At 50.2% G+C, this 18,913-nt stretch carries 13 protein-coding genes; 8 read left to right on the top strand and 5 right to left on the bottom strand.

Going from position 1 to position 18,913, the window contains the following annotated elements; translation table 11 throughout:
- Positions 1–132 precede the first annotated feature (132 nt).
- Entirely contained in the window at positions 133–2,607 is a 2,475-nt protein-coding gene (locus tag U5914_RS03460) for a DUF262 domain-containing protein (RefSeq protein ID WP_336134192.1), read from the top strand.
- Between the two features lie 216 nt (positions 2,608–2,823).
- On the opposite strand, the gene U5914_RS03465 is transcribed toward U5914_RS03460, so the two are convergent.
- The gene (locus U5914_RS03465; RefSeq protein WP_336134194.1) at positions 2,824–3,804 is read right to left on the bottom strand and encodes a PD-(D/E)XK nuclease family protein; all 981 of its coding nucleotides are present in this window, start codon (positions 3,802–3,804) and stop codon (positions 2,824–2,826) included.
- A gap of 394 nt (positions 3,805–4,198) precedes the next feature.
- A complete protein-coding gene (locus tag U5914_RS03470; protein WP_336134196.1) occupies positions 4,199–5,161 on the bottom strand; it encodes a hypothetical protein in 963 nt (320 codons plus the stop codon).
- A 488-nt stretch (positions 5,162–5,649) separates the two neighbouring features.
- Here U5914_RS03470 and U5914_RS03475 point away from each other — a divergent pair, with 488 nt between their 5' ends.
- The 6 genes from U5914_RS03475 to U5914_RS16845 all read left to right on the top strand — a co-directional run bounded on the left by U5914_RS03475 (position 5,650) and on the right by U5914_RS16845 (position 12,650).
- Positions 5,650–6,771, top strand: a complete 1,122-nt coding sequence (locus tag U5914_RS03475) for a hypothetical protein (protein WP_336134197.1) — start codon at positions 5,650–5,652, stop codon at positions 6,769–6,771.
- A gap of 6 nt (positions 6,772–6,777) precedes the next feature.
- Positions 6,778–7,932 carry a hypothetical protein gene (locus U5914_RS03480; protein WP_336134199.1) on the top strand — a complete coding sequence of 385 codons (1,155 nt, stop codon included), beginning with the start codon at positions 6,778–6,780 and terminating at the stop codon, positions 7,930–7,932.
- A gap of 5 nt (positions 7,933–7,937) precedes the next feature.
- Positions 7,938–8,582 (top strand): hypothetical protein, encoded by a 645-nt coding sequence (locus U5914_RS03485; protein WP_336134200.1) that lies wholly within the window; start codon positions 7,938–7,940, stop codon positions 8,580–8,582.
- Positions 8,583–9,021: 439 nt separating this feature from the next.
- Positions 9,022–9,438: a hypothetical protein gene (locus tag U5914_RS03490; protein WP_336134201.1), complete on the top strand. Its 417-nt coding sequence runs from the start codon at positions 9,022–9,024 to the stop codon at positions 9,436–9,438.
- A 2,031-nt stretch (positions 9,439–11,469) separates the two neighbouring features.
- A complete protein-coding gene (locus U5914_RS03495; protein ID WP_336134202.1) occupies positions 11,470–11,850 on the top strand; it encodes a hypothetical protein in 381 nt (126 codons plus the stop codon).
- A 161-nt stretch (positions 11,851–12,011) separates the two neighbouring features.
- Positions 12,012–12,650 (top strand): tyrosine-type recombinase/integrase, encoded by a 639-nt coding sequence (locus tag U5914_RS16845; RefSeq protein ID WP_418766738.1) that lies wholly within the window; start codon positions 12,012–12,014, stop codon positions 12,648–12,650.
- Positions 12,651–13,285: 635 nt separating this feature from the next.
- Here U5914_RS16845 and brxL read toward each other — a convergent pair.
- The 3 genes from brxL to U5914_RS03510 form a co-directional block, all read right to left on the bottom strand.
- Positions 13,286–15,313 carry a protease Lon-related BREX system protein BrxL gene (gene brxL / locus U5914_RS03500; protein ID WP_336134204.1) on the bottom strand — a complete coding sequence of 676 codons (2,028 nt, stop codon included), beginning with the start codon at positions 15,311–15,313 and terminating at the stop codon, positions 13,286–13,288.
- Between the two features lie 105 nt (positions 15,314–15,418).
- Positions 15,419–15,706 carry a hypothetical protein gene (locus U5914_RS03505; RefSeq protein WP_336134206.1) on the bottom strand — a complete coding sequence of 96 codons (288 nt, stop codon included), beginning with the start codon at positions 15,704–15,706 and terminating at the stop codon, positions 15,419–15,421.
- 83 nt (positions 15,707–15,789) lie between these two features.
- Positions 15,790–18,216: a PglZ domain-containing protein gene (locus tag U5914_RS03510; RefSeq protein ID WP_336134207.1), complete on the bottom strand. Its 2,427-nt coding sequence runs from the start codon at positions 18,214–18,216 to the stop codon at positions 15,790–15,792.
- A gap of 138 nt (positions 18,217–18,354) precedes the next feature.
- On the opposite strand from U5914_RS03510, the gene U5914_RS03515 reads away from it, so the two are divergent.
- Positions 18,355–18,894, top strand: a complete 540-nt coding sequence (locus U5914_RS03515) for a TATA-box-binding protein (protein ID WP_336134208.1) — start codon at positions 18,355–18,357, stop codon at positions 18,892–18,894.
- The last annotated feature ends 19 nt before the right edge of the window (positions 18,895–18,913 follow it).

Here is an 18,913-nt window from a genome sequence, read left to right on the forward strand (position 1 = left end):
TCTGATGGTATCTACTCAGTCTTGAGACCTTGATGGTCACGTGAGTGTATCCGACGCGCTGCTAGCATTTGCTCTGATTCCTGGCTTTGTAGCAGCAACAGTAATATAGGGCCTGTTGATGACTTGGGATGTATGCCTCAGGACTCTCCCAATCTGTATAATACATATATTGACTACGAACACGACGAGGATTGGGATATCAATAAAATCGCAGATTATCAGGCAATGCAGCAGATTGCGGGGGAAGATTTCAGTATGCGGAAGCGGAAACTCGGTGAGGTACTTCGTGACCGGACATTCAATGTCCCAGAGTACCAGCGGCTGTTTTCATGGAAGACGAAACACCACCGGCAATTGTGGTCTGATCTTCAACAGTTCATTGACGCTGAATTAGAGGTTGGGAAGTCCAATATCTCAGACGTGTTCTTTAGCTCCATGTACTTCGCTGTTGATAAGGAGAGTGATACGTACGAGATTATTGACGGTCAACAGCGCCTCACCTCCATTCATATCCTACTGCGAACGATCTTGGAAAAACTCCAAGAAATCGATGCTGACGATATCGATAGTGGAGATATCCGCAAATTACGAAGCGGGGTTATCACGCAGATTGAAAGGATACTATACAAATTTGAGTCTGTCTCGAAGGGGGAAGTGCCACGGCTTTCCTTGAACAAACACGACGACGATGGTGAGGCTGATATCGGGTTCTTCGAGGCGTTGATTTCCGGATCTGAAAAGCAACTTTCGTACCTCTGCTCGGACGAGCGTGAGTATATCGATGGTCGGCGTGGCGACGCGACACAGATCTCGGATCTTATCAATGAATTCGGGATTAGTGATCGGGTGGTTGATGAGTTGAATCCTGATCGGTCGAAATTTTCGAGCTACATACCGATTTACGACTCGAACGAGCGGCTACTTGATGCATACAATTTCTACCGAGAGAGGGTTGCGGAAACCGTGGCCGAGCAAGAGGACTCGGATAGTAGTGCCTTAGCGCTAATCAACCTCAGCAACTATATCCAGCAATCGTACCATATTGGTGAGTTCATTATCGAAGATGCGGCGCCTGATTTCCGGATGCAGATATTCGAAATTCTCAATGACCGCGGGCTTGAACTCACCAAGATCGATCGAATCCGAGCCGCTGTTGTAAATGCTTTCTTCGACGCTGACGATCGAGATGAATACATTCGGAAGTGGGAGGATATTGTCGTCGCGTTTGCAACCAACGACAGCCAAATCGATGAGTATCTTTCTGTCTATCTGAGTATCATTGACAGCAACATCGATACCGTCGGTGAGGCGAGTTCAGAACTCACCCACGCGTTCGGAACCCGGAATATTGAATCAAATGTCCGGCCAAGGCTAAACGACTTAGACGAGGCTCGGGATTTCTTAGACCACGCCCACGAACTGGTCTCCTATTACAAGGACATCACGAACTCGGAATTGGAGTCTCAAGACCTCAAGCTGAACGATTACTCCAGGCGTTGCCAAGAGGTTCTGGTCAGGCTGAACGACCAGCAAATGAATCAGTGGCGTCCGTTCATTCTCGCGCTATACCACCATACGGTCACGACATCAAGTGGAAACGAAGCTAAGTTCTATGAGACCCTGGACACGGTCGAGAAACTCAACTTCCGCCGACTCTTAGTGGGCGAAGATCCGAACATTTTCCAAGAGATATTCATTGAGGCGGTTCACAGGCTCTTCCTCGCACAAAAGGAGGATGTCGAGGAAGATCCGTACGAACGGTCACAGCAATATCTAATCAGCGAGATGCAGTCAACGACTCCGGATTTATTTGCTGATCGATTCTTGGACACCATTACGCAGGCTCAGTCTTGGAATCCTCCACACGCAAAGTTGCTGTTCGGGAAGATTGCCAATCAACGATTCCGTGATGAAGGAACTATCGTTGATAGGCGACTGAATATGGGCAGCATCCATCTCGAACACGTGTTCCCACAGAGTCTCGTCCACGATACTGACGACCCGGTGTGGCTGACAGAATTCTTCAAGCTGGACGACGCTGAGGTTGAAATCGTATCCGAGATTCAGCGGTACATTAGCCTCATTCAGCAAGAAGATACTGAGCTCGATGAAGAAGATAGGCAGCTTCGAGACAACATAGAGGAGTTCATCACGCAACGGTTCATCAACGATATCGGGAATTTCGTCCTACTCCGCGATAGCGACAACATTAGTGCCAGTAACCGACCATTGGCCGAGAAGATTCCTCAGTATTTCAATGAACGAGACGACTTCACGAGCATCTATCCCAACCGGTATTTCACATCAGATTACGGGCCGGTTGACCGAGACCGGCTCGAAGAGCTACTCAGACAGTATGATGCCGTTCGGAATGGTGAACGAGACGCGGTTGACACAGAGCTGGTGAAGTATTTCAATTCGATGTGGACTTACGAGTCGTTACAAGAGCGGCGGGTCGGCCTTCTCGTCGATATTCTCGAAATTGTCGGATTTGATCAGCTCAGCGATGAGTTCGGCTTGAAATCCGAACCCGAACGAGTCCGTGAACAAATCCGCACCCAGACAGAACAAGAGTTCGAGAAACGACTCTCGATGCGATCTCTTTGAGCCGGGCGAGAGGCAGAGCTCCTTTCAGAGATTAGGCTCTGTTGAAATTCTCAGAGACTGATAGGTACTGGTTGCTGAATGTAGAGGCTGCATACACCAGTGACATATACTAGGAGTGGTATTCCAGTTCAGTCAGGGAAATAGATTCTTGAGAGAGCATCGTCTTCGGTGAAGTCGCGTTCACTCACTGCCTCAAACGGAAGGCGGCCAGCAGCCCTATGCAGGCTCTGTAAGCACTTTATGGCCTAGCGTAACCAATTCTGCATATCGCTCTGCCACCTCGTCGAGAAAGCTCTCATCGTCCAGATCGCTGGCATCCACACCCTCCCAGTAGTCATGGACAACACCAAATGTTGAATTTCCGGTATATTCGAACCCTTCTTGCTCGAATCGAACCGCCTTTGCTTCTACCTCACCCGAAAGGTCTGCATCGCTCTCGATATCCAATCGTACCTCGACATCACCCGGGGTGATCGTTCTTTGATCCTGTTCCAACTGGATTTTGAACTGGTACCTAATCGCATCTGGATGACCTTCGGCCTGTGATTGCAGCCACGGGCTCCGAGTATCGATTTCATAGTTCGGCGTAGCAGACGTTTTATCGGAGACGAGATGGCGTATCTTGGACAGCGCGCGATCCATGATACGCCCATTGAGATTTGCATGCAACGGATACGAGTTCAGCTGCTGTTCGTGACGTTTCTCGATTGCCGATTCGAAGATGGTCTGGAAGTACGGTACCCCATCGTGGTCAATCGAATCAAGATACGAAACCAGCTTTTCGTACGTCACAACACTATCAAACGCCTCTCGTTCTGCGTCGTTCACATACTGGGTAGGAGCGATCAATCCGACGGTGAAAGCCTCGCAGTCGCCGTTCGACACGTACTGCTCCCCCCGTTCGTAGTAGCGTTCTATCTGCTGGTCTTGGAATGACGCGGTGATTTTGTTTTCGATGAGAATGAGCTGGCTGTCGCCACGGTCTGTTTTGAACCCAAGTTCGATGTCCGACTCGCCGTTGGGTGTCACGACGGAATGACTGACACCAATGAACCGTGACTGGTCTGTGTTTGGTGCGAGTTGCTCACGGAACCACTCTCGGAAAGGTTGAGATGTCTGTACAAGCTGGACAAGAACCAGATCAACATCTCGTTCCCGGACAGAAGCGGAAAGTAACGGACGTTCCTCGATGTCCATGGTGACAAACAGTACCAATTAATTTCTGATGAATCTTGTGTCGACCTGTTCGACCAGAGCAGTTGCTGTCTCCAACGTCGGAACGGGTCGAACCGTCGTGACCGATACGGCCCTATATTCAGCACGAACTCACCAAACTATCAGCGGCTGAGGATCTCAACAAAGCTAGAGAGTACTATCTTGGACAGATATCCTGCTTAGACGGTCGATGGGGGACTACAGATGACGATGCCGTCGGCTGGATCTCTGGAGATGGCCGAAGAAACGACTTCTATCTCTACTACCCCACGTATCACGCGAGTATAGAGCATCCCCACATCCGTCTCGGGGGTCTCGCTTCTAATTTCCGATAGATTAGTGATTGATATGTACTGACGCAACGGATATTTGAATGTCAGCGGGGAGTCGGGAACTGTTCGGTATGGGGGGTATTGATTTTGTAGTCGTTGAAGTCGTCAAAGAACGAGTGAATAAACGGGATGAACTCGATTTTTTCGTGAAGGTGTGCGTGGTGATCCTCGATAGTAGGTTCATACGGCTCTTTGTTTTCCATAGCTCGAACGTCGTTATCGTCTACGTCGAGTGTCCAGTCGTGGATGTATCCATCCGTAATTTTCACCGAATGTGAGGTCTCTTCCAGCCACTCCACTTCTCGATTGCTTCTGAAGGAGAGTCTGAAGTCGTAGTCGGTTGAGGATTCAAACCGACAATCAGAGATGGAGCAGCTACCTCCACCGTCTATATTAATGGTATACCATAGGTGTGTGGAGGCTGAGAAACGCAAGATATGTGCCGGGTGCCGGACGAAATCTGTGAGTGATTCTTTTGCCTTAGGAACGTCGTGTATGTCTTCGACGGTCACCCCAAAGAATGGCATTCGTTCGTGTGTGTCGAGCCAATCTTCGACTGTCTCTCTAACATCGTCAGGCAGGTCAAGTGAATCGACCGTAATAGTGGGGTCAGGGTCTATGTCGAACGTGGTGGTGCCGTCGGTATCGGGGTCGTTCAAGAAGCGTGAGAGTTTTTGCTTTTGGCTAGGCGACAGATTGAGATTATGAAGATAGTCGCTGAGTATGTTTCTCTGTCTTGTGGTGAGAGAAGGAGTGCTGATGCCAGTAAGGTCGATATCGCTCTCCGAAATCTCTGGATCGTATTCCTCGTTTTTGGTGTACAGGTGCCCGATGACACGGAGTGGGCGAAGGAGCTCCCAAGGGAGTTTGCTTTCGTCTTCGTATCCGAGATCTTCAAACAGGGTTGCTGCTTGGTCGTTCACTTGGTACGTGAACGGTTTTTCGCCCGGGATAGCTGCGGATATATAGTAGCCTGATTTGTCGATGTATCGATGGAGAACGGGCACAGTATATTGGTTGCTGGGTGTGCCCATAGGTGTTGTCGTGGGCTACACCGGCCCTATTCTCCGAAGTCGGTGCCCCAGTTGGCGAGTGGCCGGGGGAGTATTTCGTCTTTACAGATGGAATTGAACATCTACGCGAGGTCGTTGAGTTGGGAATGAACGGGAATTGGCGAGGGTTTGAGATTCACATATGGCCGGGAAACATCCCGGATTATGAAACCGACTCAAACTTGAGGCCCATGCCCCCGAATGACATCCCTAATTCGACAATATACCTGGTTCCACTTTCAGTCTGGTTTACTCAGATATAACCACGTTCAGGGGAGACAATAGGACATGACCCTGAGTGCAGCAGCCGACCCACACGATAGAAGTCGAATACGATCCCGGAGCCAGAGGTAGGAGGTAGAGGGAAAGATACATTAAACGATCCATCAGAAAGGAATAAACGGTAAACAGCTCTCCGCTCAGGTTCACCAACAAGGTGAAGGATGGAAAAAACAGGAACACTGCTCGATTTCGAACATATCGACACGCTTTCTAGGCTGTCGCAGTACACCGAGCAGCGACTACACCATGAGGATGACCCTGTTAGAGCGATTACGTTCGTCTCAGAACAATCTCCTGTCGAAGTTTTCAACGATTTTGATCCTACTGGATTTCGAATTGAGATAGAAGAAAGAGAGGAATTCATAACTGCATCTCTGACCCGTCGATTAGAGGGCCAGGGAGAGGAATACGATGAGGACGGATATCGGTATATAAATGGTGAATTCTACCTTTTCCCACACGATAATCCTGGGGTCTATACTGCTTACACGGTCTCTAGTAGTGATTTCTACAAGCACGGGCTCAAACGCTATCTTCAAGCTCTCCCACCAGATGTTTCTCTTTCGTTCATGGGAAGCGGGGATCTTCGGCGTCTGTTTGAAGCACTAGACGACAGCATTGATGGCCAACTCATAGCAACGCGAGCAGTCATCAAGTCCCCTGGAGCTAACACAGACGTCCGGTACTTCGACGACACCGACTACTTTGAGGTGTTCAACTCCTCCGAAGTCGCCGAAGAGGACTACTACGTGGACAAATTGGAGTTCGAAATCAGGCAGTCATCCCGCGAGTTCAGCGGCCAAGTCTCTCGAAAGGGTGAATCTCGGTTCGTTGACGGTGAAAGCACAATCTACTTCCAGCTCTTGTTAGAGAACATCGCGTCACTAATCTCTGATAAGAGTGACCTCTTTTCTGACCGATCTCGTGAATACGGTTCCAGAGAGGCCGAACCAATACAAATCACCTACCGAGATGGTGCTATTGAAGGACGCGAAGAAAACTATCGATTGATTCGGGCACTTGATGGCCTGAGTAAGTCCTCTGTTACTGTCTATCACGACAACCCGTATATGCACGCCTCTGTTCTCGACTTTAATGATGGAACCACAGCTGACGTATTCCTGACCTCCGACAGTAATGTGTCCATCATACCTGGATTTAACGCGTCACAACGGGCGCTCTCTCGAATAACAGATCAAATACTGGAGGGCTTTCGTGAAGGAGATATCTCCGTTGGTCGCGGGTCTAAGCGGGAATTTGACGACTATTTCTCGGAGGGCTAGATTCGCATGGGAGAGGAAGAGTATCGAGAGTGCGTTGACGACACCTTCGAGAGTTTTCGAACCTATGATCAATACGTCGACGTAGTCTCCTGCTGGGAACACTTCCTCACCGAGCAATACGGAACCAACGACACATTCCATTTCGACCGATTTCCAGCCTATTTTCCAGAGGATTCGGATGACCCATTAGAACCGAGTTTCTCGGTGCTTTTCAACGAAGACTATGGCATCGTATTCGACGTAAACCAAGAGCTGCCGTCAGTAGAAACAAAGTTCGAGTCCAAGCTTACCGAGTTGGAACGATATGATCAGGGGGTGGAGTTCCATACTGGAAACGGTGGCAAGGCCAGCCCCTCGCAGTACGATATCGCACTTCTAATCCACGGCGATAACTTCCAGACTGAAAAACTTCGACTCAAGAAGGCATTCGACGATGGTAAGTTGAATGTCGATTCGAATCTGGTGTTGCTGAGCTACAAGTACATCGACCAGGATACTAATCCAAAATACCAATTTCAAAGGGCTTCGATGGTGGGGGACAATTTCGGGGATGATCCCCTACCGGAGCAGGTTCGAATGAGTACTCGGATGTCGATGGAGGGTGGCACGTTCGAGAATATCGACATCCCTGCAGATGTCTTCTATGACCGGAAGGCGACTGGAGTGTTGTTCAATAGTGAGCCCCCATCGCTGTATCTTGCTTGCTATATCTGGCACACGGTGTTCTATGATTTTTTGGACGATGACCAGCGAATTGTCTGGCAGCGGAGAGACCCTAACAAAACCCTTGACATAGTCGTTGACGTCGATGATCTCACCGAGCGCTTGAATAGTGACTACATCCCTGACGGCGGTGTACATGAGGACTGGGTAGACAATACGTTAGAGTACATGTGCGTCGCCGAGACCGCTGAGAAAGTCTCGGAAGGCGAGTACTACGTGAAGTTTCGAAATCTCCGAGATAAGCGCAGAGAGTATAATGACACGCTTAGTGACCGAAGCGAGCACTCGGATCTAGCCCACCTCTTTGCTGAGTGGCACTGTGAAAACACAGTTGAAATGGGGAGTGGGGAACTCCAAGAGCTGGTGAAAGCAGATACGTCGAATGGCCCCGACAAACCGCGAGATGATCTCACTCAACCTGAGCTTGGAGAGTTCTAATACCGATGGGGGATGAGGCGGGTATCGGCGAGATAGACGGGAGCTCTGTAAAAGAGGACTTGGCCGATCGGTATCAGGCTATGCTTGATAGCCAACTGTCTGCGATTGAAAATTTTGATACAAAAGCTTGGAGAGTCGCTCGGTTAGTCGGTGTGCTGATAGGGGTGCTTTTTACTGGCGTATCGGTATTTTCAGCGGAGGTGTCTGTAGAGCTGACTGTGGAGTATCTCCCTGTGATTGTAGCAGTTGGCGTCGGGATTTCGGCGCTGGTCGTGTCCCTGATTTTCTCAGCACTATGTATCTTAAGCACGGTAGCCGGATTCGGTCTTAAAGTGGAACTCGCTGATGCTCTGAATGAGGGTGACGTCGACGAAGAGGACTACCCAGGGTTGGTGATGAAGAGCTACTCGAAGAATATCGAGAACAATATCAAGGTGATGCAAGCGAAGGGGCGTCGCCTCCGATATGCCCTCGCAGCACTAGTTGCTGGTGTACTTAGTCTCTCAACCGCAGGGTTTCTCCTGTTTACAACGCCGATCTATCGGATTCAGCTTGGTGTTCTTGGCATCATCGGGATGCTGACTGCCGGGATTGTGTACTACATCTTGACAATGCGGTATTCAGTATTGGAAAACGAGAATAGTGATTAGGAGTAGTATTCTCCGTGGTTGGTAGTATGATTTCTTCATTCAGCCTCGTCCTCAAACCAATGTGCGACAGAATCGGTCGATTCACCGAGCTGCTCGACGGCCAAAAAGAAAACTGATAGGGTTATGGGGGTCGCCCCGAGCACTGTCTCCATTGTTGCAAGCCATCGCACCCACGCGCAAGTTGGGAGTCACCATTCCAGATTTTCCCCCGTGTATGTGTGTGAATCAGGCTTGTAAATGTTCTCTGTGAAGGTTACTGTGGGAGTTCGTAGTGAATTTTCCTTGTGAATGCTTACTGTGAAGGCTCGCTGTGACCTGTGATTGTGAATAGTGACTGTGACCTGTCGTTGTGAAGGCTCGCTGTGATCGGTGTTTCACTCGTCTCTGTCACATGTGAAAGGGTCGTAGAGTTATCCGTTAGCGTCTCTATACGCCGATAATGACTAACGACCACGGCGGTGAGAACGACGGGCCAGATGAATACCCGACGGAGGTAGAGTTGCCGGACGCCCCCGCGACAGTGGACGATACCGACCCATTCATCGTTGAGTACGATGCCTTCGACTCTATCGATGAGTGGGCTACGGCAGAATGGTTAGCGCAGCGGGTGGCACGGGCATCGAGCAACGACGACGGTAAGGAACCGTACCCTGATGGTGTCGAGAAAACCGAAGGCTGGCCAGACGACGACGTCGAGCTGCCGCCGAATGACACGGTACCGAACCTGAATATCGGTGATATCATCGACACTCCGTATGGTCGGATGCAAATCACGGATATCGAGACACACAACTACGACCATCCACACGCGCACATCGATACAGTACTCATCGACGGCGAAGACGACATCGAATAACTGCTGAACATCTCGATAGAGGGGTAGGGTTTAACCGGTAAAGCACGGTATGGGAGAGTATCGAAGACTTACTGATTCAGTAAACCAGCAAATTGAACCCTCTCACAGAGGAAACACATTCCAGAGATAACCCGATGGATATTGATTCCACACTCCAACTCCTTCTGTTTGCAGGTGCGGTTATCCTCGGGTCGCTGGTTGGTATGGCGATTCTGTACCTCGCTTTTGCGTGGTATATTGAACCGTACCTGCTTGCTGTGTCCCTATCCTTCGGGGCCGCCTGACCGATAGTAACTGACCGTCGCTATCAACGTCCCGATGATTACGGAAATGGGGTACACAGCGAGTGTTGTTAGCCCGAATATCCACGCAATCGCTTTCCCGTACGTTTCTCCCTTTTTGTACGCATGATAGGGGGATTTGAGACCCCACATGAACCCGTACCAGAGTGCGATTATTATTGACCGAACACCCATGCCCTCAATTTGAGGGTGGTTCGTTCATAATTCCCATCCTGCCGCGGTGAAAGTGAACGTACTCCGTGTCCGTTCACCATCTGTTTTCAGCAGAACCCGGGTAGTATTATCCCTCGACTCTATTAGAGGATATAAATGCTGTTCCATACGCTTCATACTCCGAATGAAAAGCACGAGGTCATTTTCATCATCGGTAAAGCACATGAGCATGGGTTGAAACGTACCGATGTACGTCCGTATACGTGCGAGTGTGGGTGCGAGTTAACGCCTGAGCGTCTTGATGAAGGCGATCGGGAGAAGACGTCTTGGCCGAACTGTAAGTCTTGGCGAGATGGAGGGAATAAGCGATGTCCTGAGTGTGATTCTCGATTCCATATGCCACCTCGGGAGCAGATGGGTCGGACGTTTGGGTACGAGGTGCGTCCGAAGGACGATTATAGTGATAGTGTGACGGATGCCCGGAAGCGGCGAGCATGCGAGAAGTATGGTGAGTCGTGTTTGTTGTGTGAGGAGAGTGGGAACCTTGGGTTCGTAAAGATTGTTCCGCAGAAGTTCTATGGGATTGCTGATCCGCCGAACTTAGTCCCGTTTTGTAGCAAGCATAAGCCCCGCCATCATGTGTTTCTGGATATTGCGCATCCAGGGAAGTGGATGCGGTTTGAGCAGATTGATTGGGAGGAGTACGTAACGAAGTTTCGGGAAGACACGATCGCCTCTGGTGGGGAGGGTTCGGACTTTGTCGAATTTTTGGATTCGTTGCTTGAGCGTGGGCAGCGTCCGCCTGATGATCCGTATTGGCGAGCGAAGAATCTCGACGAGTAGGGTATGGTCGTTCTGTTGAAGCACCATCATTTACACGTTGTATGAGATGAACCAGCCGTAAGAATGAGCGTGCTTACGGAGAAGTTTGGCGGACACAATCTCTATGAACAACGATTAAAACACCACCGATTACCTATTCATTATTATAGCTTGGTTCGTCTACCCCGTGTGTCCAGTCCGACTTTCCACCGGGTCTACAAGGGTGATGTCTCTGAAGTCAGCCGGTCAGGGAATCCGATTATTCATAACGACGATTGGGATGAGATGGTCGTCATCGTGACGAGAGAGGAAGATGAATTCTCAAAAGGGGATACTGTCGAATTTGTTGTGAAACAACAGAAAGGAGGCCACTATCAAGCGCTACTGAGCCACCAAGCCCCAGTCACAAAACCAAAATACCGATCAAAAGCTGTCATCCCCATTCACCATGACGGGAAGCATAACCAGTCTGTTGGAGATACTCGATCTGAGAGTCACGCTACGCGATCCGTAGAAGACCGGTCATAAGCGATACTTAGTCCACCTGTCACACCCGCATGTGGTTGATGGTGTAGGCTTGATGATTTTCCTCGCTTCTTCGTCGACGTCGAAGTCGCCCATACCCGATAGTAACTTACTCGATTACTTAGACTACCTCGCTACTCACAACGAGGGGCGTGCCTCAACGCTTGGGTAACCTCTCAAGAGAAAGTTCACAAATACATTGATAAACCTGCTTTAGGTACTTCGTGTTATGTCTACAGAGAACACCGATGAAACGATAGAGGAGTTCTGTACGCGTGTTGAAGAAGAAACCGGAAAAGAAGCTCTACCAGACCCGTCGCTAGGGGACGATCTTGGTTGGTTCATGATTCACTCTCCGGTTGAGTTTCAGGATGAGACGTTTGTTGCTGAGTTTGATATCAATCTCTCTAAGGAGGACGTGACTTTACAGTGGGGAGAAATTTGGATTGATATCCCGGACGAAGATCGTGAAGCGATATTAGATGACGTGGCCTCGCGGATTGACTGGGCTGAAGGGGAAGAAGCGCTCTATGAGTTTCGAGCGTCTGAAGATCAAGTCCCGGTGTTGATGCAGGATCTGCGTAAGGTACACGCGGAAATGTTCGGGTGATACGTTCACCGACATACTCAGTTTGGGTTTCTGGTAACAGAAGCCAAAACTGAGGTGTGTTTTCGTGCTTATAGAGAGGAAAAACCGGGGGTAATTCCCTCCGTTTTGCAGATTCCAAAACTGACCTGGCTAGTTAAGTCGTTTGAAATACAACATATTGTATGGCCAAACAAGGGACAGTACACAGGTACATCGACATTAGCCAAGTAGACTCACTCCGAGACGCAGCACACGACCGCGCCCTCAGATACGACTCACTCGGTCGTCGCCTCCGCGACGAAACACTCGTCGTTGTCGGAACCGACCTGGGCTTGCGAGCCAATGAGCTGCGGGGATTGAAGGAATCGATGTTCCGGCTCAACTCGGATGAAGTCCAGATCCCGGGCCATGTGCAGAAAGACTACCCAAACGAAGACATCAGCCCCGGTAGTGTCACGATGCGACTAGACCCGTTCGAGCACTTCGGAACCGTTCGTCTTCTCCGGTCATATTTCAACAGCGAATGGTTCCAAGAACGAGGTAGCGAGTATGCCTTCCCGTCGCGGCAGTCAGACCAGATGACGACGGAGTCAATGCGCAACGTCGTTGAAGCCCTGGCTGTGCATGCGGACATTACCGTGCACCGAAGTGACGGGGAACCAGCCGATCCGTCAGAACTTCACCCACACGCACTCAGACACTCACTGTCGAACTATATGTTAGGTGACCCAGATACTCGGCTTATCGATTTGAGAAACAGGCTTCGCCACCGCAGCATATCGACGACAGAACGTATCTACGACCACTTTCAGCGGCGGTAACATACTCAAAGCGCGGCGAAGAACGTACTGATGAGTAGCTATTTGATTTAATCCCGTTCCTTCACCGCCGTGTAGGTTGTGCCGAAGCGCCGGAGAACAACAGGAGACTGACGACCGGTAGGGGTCATAAGTGCAAACCTCTCTAAGACATTTGGCCGGGGATTCTGAGACACTACTAGATTTGTCATGTTGTCTGAGCAACATCAGACACACACAGTGTATCAGTTCCAGTCCGCGGGCTAAGAAGGGAGGCGGTCATAATCAGCAGGAGTTCTCGGGACAGCCAACGAAATTAATCACACGACAAGTCGTGTAATTAATGCTATTCTGGTTCCACTACGGTAAAATAGATTGTTTGTTGTAATAAGCTCTTTGCCCACCTAAGCCAACTCAAACTGACCCCACCCACCCCTCAGGACGAGCGGACTGGAAGTGGCACTCTGTGTGTGTTTGTTAGAAATCAAATATGTTTGATTCCTGAATTGTGAATATGATTCATCCCTCTTGGCGAGGCTCTTTCACCGCTAATTAATAGACCTCTCAGTTTGTAGGAGATACATTCCGCCATTATTGGGAAGAGATGGGGGGGTGTTCCGAGTCCCTCCTGAAAGAGTAGTTGACTATCTCATCGTGGTTTATTCCAGTTCAATCGCCTTGCTGGCGGCGTCAAGTGGATTTGTGTAGAACACGAGCTGAAGCTGATCCAGAAGCTCATCCGGTATCTTTGCGAGATCCTCTTTATTCTTCGCGGGCAGTAATACCGTTTTAGCCCCCGAGTCAGCCGCCAACTGTAGCTTATCGACTAAAGAACTTACTGCCACAAGTTCCCCCATCAAACTCATGGCTCCCAGCACTACCGCTTGGGAGCGAACAGGTCGTTCAAGAATACCTGAGACGATACCGACGAGGAGTCCAACACTCGTCTCACCACCTTCACTGGCATCAGATGGATTGAGTACTTGCACGTTGATATCGTACTCATCCAGCGTTTCGTCACGGCGAAGCTCCCGCATATTCGCTTGAAGATAGTCGCAGGCCGTCTCGAATGACTCCTTCATTCCGCTACCGGGGGTTCCGGAAATGTTCGTCTTTCCCGAACCTGGAAGCGCCTGTGTTTCGATTCGGAAGGGTGCATGCCGACCCTCACTTTCGCCAATCGTGTAAACCGTCCCTGGTTGCTGCGTGCCTGGCGGGATAAGCGCCTCATCTGCTTCCTCCGGAACTTGAATATAGGTCTCCTCCTTGGTCTCCAAATCAAGGTACGAGAACTCTACTGCTCGGTATTCCATTCCACCCATTCGTTTCAATTGTTCTTTGACGCGACGGCGCCCCTCCATGGCGAATTCCAAGTATTCGCGGAGTTCTTCCTTCGTGTATTCTCCATTCGGGTGGAGTAATTTGAGTAGACCTGATACTGTTTTCCGAACGGCCTTTTCGTCCCGCTGGTTGAGATGGTCACCAAATGCAAACTCATCGTTGATGACGTCGCTGTACGATTCCTTCCGTAGTTCGCGTGCAAATTCGGCAAAGTAATCGACAATAAATCCGAACTGGTCACCGAAGAATTCGGATTGCAGCTTCGGGACTTCCCAGCCCGGAAGGTAGTAGTGGAAACGGTCTATGAGTGCGAGGTCTTGCATTTCCTCTGGGAACGGCTCGAACAGGTGTGAGCTCTTAAGAACTCCTTCAATGTCCAAATCGATATTCCCGACATATACCATTGAGGCCTGCGCCGTGAGCTCCTCAGTACCACGAGAGAAGCTTCCAGACTCCATGTAGTCCTTGAGCATCTGGATGGCTTCCGAATCGGTGAATTGGAGCCCCCCGACTTCGTCGAAGGCAACGACGTCCCAGCGACCGACGAGTCCGATTCGACCGGTATTGAGATTCAGGAAAAGCTTTGCAACGGTTGTCTTCCCACCAGAAATGAGGATCGAGTGGGGGCTGATTTCCCGATACAGGTAGCTCTTCCCTGTTCCGCGTGGCCCCAGTTCGACGTAATTGTAGTTCGATTCAACGAGCGGGATACAGCGAGTTAAGAAGAGGAACTTCTCACGGTCACTAAATGAGGATGGGTCATATCCTACGCTCTGAAGGAGGAGATTCAGCCACTCATCTCGCGTGAATTCTCCTCGTCTCTCCTTCAGCTGGTCGAGGTCGAGATTCGATACCTGAATCGGTTTGAATGAGTCGATGCCGAACAGGCTTTTCGGGCTGTTCGCGTTGTCTGGAAGGTATTCTAAGTCGATGATTGCCCAGACACCGCCTCCCAGTAGCTTCGGGTGTTTACTGACGAGGTGTTCGTTGATTTCGACATCGCTTAGGCCGAGGTTCACGAACGAGCCGATATAGGCGTCCTGCTGTTCGTCGAGCCTGACGGTCACCTTGTCGATAACTCGATACCGCCCCCGCTCCCGTACTTCGCTTTTGACGAATTCTGCTTCATCAGGGCGGACATAGTGCTTCGACAGAATCTGCTTGACCTTTTCGAGTCCCTCCTCAAGAGATTCCTCATCGTCAGTAGCACAATATTGCCCGATGAGGTATTCAAGCACGTAGGTAGGTACGTTTACCCCAGATTTGATATCCTGAACGAGATCCTTCCGGACAACGCGTCCGGGAAAGACGTCGAGAGCTTTCTGGTCGACGTCCTCGGTAGTCATTGTATATGGGGAGTAGAGCCGGGGGCATATTGGTGTCGGTCATTCTGAGCAGGCACCACTGGTGACGGTTGATAAAGCCATTCCTATTTAGTAAACGACAAATATTCACTCGCCTCTTTCTTTTTGTGTTTGGTCAACAACGTAGGCCGCTTTCTCCATCCCTTCAATTTTCCCCGTTACATAGTAGATCCAGTCATCAGTAGACATCTGATTCTCTTCTGCTCCAGATAGAGTATGATATGCCCCTCGCATTGGGTTCGATCCTTCCCCCTCTTTCTCTAACTGGGGCATCCATGGCTCTCGTCGAAGTTCTCTGAACAGCTGATTTACTTCTGTTTGGATTTGACCGAGTGCATCTTCGATAACGGGATCTGTGTCGTCATCTTCGACCATGCTTAGAAGAAGTCAGACAGGAACAATCAAATTATCGCGTGATTAGAGAACCGATCTGCGTCTGACAGCTAGGTGAGTCCTATTCAGACATCAAATCCCATATCGTCATCTCCGAAGAGCAGATCGAGCTGGGCCGTCTGTTTGGCTATCGTCTCTCTTGTATCAGTATCTATAACTTCGAATTGTACCGTGTCCTCTCCGGAAATAGCTCCTTGTTTGAGGCGGACACGAGCACTATTATCTCCAGGTGAGATTTCAATCGAAACAGGGTCTGCGACTGGTTCATCATCGATGTTCGCCCTGATCTCCAGAGTCGGGGCGGGGTCGAACGCCACTTGGCCACTCTTTGCCTCAATTTCGACGGAGATAATCGAATTCGTAATCGGATCAGGGATGGAAACGTCGTAGCTGATCGATGCGCTTTCTTCGATTTCGCCAGTCGTCACGGTAAGGCAGGGCACGAGCAGTTCCTGAAGTGAAATCCCGCCGTGGAAGTAGCGCATATTCCCACCTGGTGCTTTGAAACACGCGATACTCCGGGGGAACAGCAGCTTCAGGTCGGGAGCGTTGATTCCCAAATCGGACAACGCTTCATGGTCGATTTCGATGAATTCGTCTGTGTCGACGAGCGGGGTATCACTACTTGCTGCAGCGAATCGGCGTTTCACGACCGGTGCGAGGTCGGGGGATTCGACCTTGTGATCATCTGTCAGCTGATCCGTGTAGAGGAAGCCGTGGTCGCTCGTGATTACGAACCGAGTGTATCCTGCCTGCTTCAGTCGTTGGACTGTTCGTTCGACGTCGTCGACGTGCGAGGAAACCTGGCTGAATGCAGCATCGTCGTCGAGACTCTCTCCGAGTTTGTCTATCGTCCCAGAGTAGACGATTCGTGGAACCGGGTCGGATTCGGTCAGTTCCTCTAACGAGATATTGCTTACCTCGTCCATATCCACGACTTCGAAACCCGCGGCGCTAAGTCGGTCAACACGATCCGATTTACCACTCATCTCCTCACCGCCACTAGTCACGACAAGGTCGTCGTCTTCGAGTGAAAGCCCGAGTTCTCCGGGGAGGTGTGCAGCCATGCCGACTTCGGTAATCGACGGGAGTGCTGCACTAACCGCGCTCAAATCCTGCTCGAAATCAGTCCGCAGTCCAAGATTCTCTTTGATCGCTTCGGCGAGTTCATAGCGAAGCCCGTCACAGATGATAATTGCAGTCCCTTCCTCAAGGTCGGCAAATTCCTCGTAGAAGGATGTTTGCGGTGTACCGAGTGTCGGGTCGTCACTCAGGATGTCGGCGAGGGGTCGGTTCACGCCCTGTAGGAAGGACATGTAGTGCTTGGTGACCCGCTGTTTCACCGTGGTCTCGTTGGGGTATGGGAAGGTGGCCTCTTGTGTCGCGTTGATGTAGCTTCGATAGGCCGCATCGACTTGCCACCAACCGTCGTCATTCGTGTATTTCTGGGCGAGCTCCTCCGAGGTGAGAGTCTTTGCCTCGTCCGTGTCGATGGTTCCGATTCGTTGTAGTGTTTCGACCGCTAAGGCAGGAACCGACCAATCGACGAGATCTTCGTTACTCCAGAAGCTGTTCTGGCGAGTTTCTACGGTCTGTACGAGGTCGGAAGCGACGTCGGGAAGATCAGCATAGGTCCGTTCGGCGAGGCGATCCATCACGAGCCGAATGAGACCCATGTCGATGCCTTTGAACGCCGTGGCGTCCCAGCGAACCCGGTCAGAATCGATTACAGCCTCTGCCAAGTCGTAGTCCTCCTCGATTTGCTCGGCATAGCGTGTGAACTCGGCAGGAGCGTATTGCTGCCATTCGTCACAGAACTCAGCCGCAGCACGAGCATCGTCTGGGGCAAGCTCGTCGTATCGTGTTGTCGGGGCGCGGCTCGCAACTTCGCCGAACAGGAGCTGTGTCGCCAGCTCCTTCGGGTCGAGCCCAGCGTCGATGCCGTACTCCTCACGGAGTTGTGCATCCCAGGCATCAGCCATCGCATTGTCTTCGATTCGTTCTCGGTACTCCCCGGGGTTAGCGAGATAGGTACGAACCCAGTCGTCGGTAGCTGGGCCAGGGGTATCGAAGAGGACGCAGAAGAACGCAAGTCGTTGGTACTCACGGTTCTGTCCCCAATCCTCGTACGCGTCGGGGATCTCTTCGTCGTGCTCGACGAGGAATTGGGTTACGGGCGTGTCGTCGATATCTTGGCCGACACGGTACTGCCGACCGAGTGAGTGGATGTCCCGAAACCACTCTGCCTCGTTTCTGGACTCGGGGATGTAGAACAGCCAGTTTTGCTCGTAGTCCGGATCTTCATCTCTGAGACGTCGCTTCAGTTCGAAGTAGCTGTCGTCGTAGCGTGCGAGCGTGACATTGTTAAGTTCGGCTTCGACTTCATCCAGAACGCCCTTATATTTCTCTTGGGCGTCGTACCACACCCAGACGGGATGCCGGTCGAACTTCTGTCGGAGTTCCGTGATAATGCTATCCGCGAGATCTCCCATTGTTATTACCCAGGAAGGCTGACCTGATTTTTGTTTCGGGTATGTGCTTGTGTGAATCCTATCTACGAACCCTCCAACTCAAATGACTACAGGACATACTGATAAATCAAACCGAATAACTGCTAAACAACAATATACATGATAAATAGTGAATTAGAGTTAGTCAATACTGTAGCAGGTGGGCAAATAGATGCAGAAGTTGATTTACAGGCGCTTAAAGAAGATCTTCCTTTTAAAACATGTTATATAAAGGGCCCTGGATTATATTTTAAATTTGATGATAGCGGCCCAACAATTGTACTTGCTCGGTCAGGAAAGTACTTTTTCACTGGAGCGAAGTCTCTCCAAGAAGTTGACCGAACAAGAGATGCAACCTTAGATTTGTTTTCAGAGCGAGGAATCATTGATACTGCCGAAGATGATAGTTTCTCGGTGAAAAATATGGTCTTTACAGCAGATATAGATCGTTCTATGAAGCTCTCTCATCTATCCATAATCTTAGGCTTAGAGTCAGTAGAATATGAGCCAGAACAGTTCCCCGGCCTAATATACCGTCCAGATACATACAATTGTGTACTGCTAATATTCGCTAGTGGGAAGGTAGTGATAACAGGAGCTACAAGCCGAGAAACAGCTGAGATGGCTTTCAATCAACTTCTTAATACTATCTCTGAATAGTGTTGTATCAATTGGTATA

This window comes from Natronomonas amylolytica, assembly GCF_037031205.1.
Classification (GTDB): domain Archaea; phylum Halobacteriota; class Halobacteria; order Halobacteriales; family Haloarculaceae; genus Natronomonas; species Natronomonas amylolytica.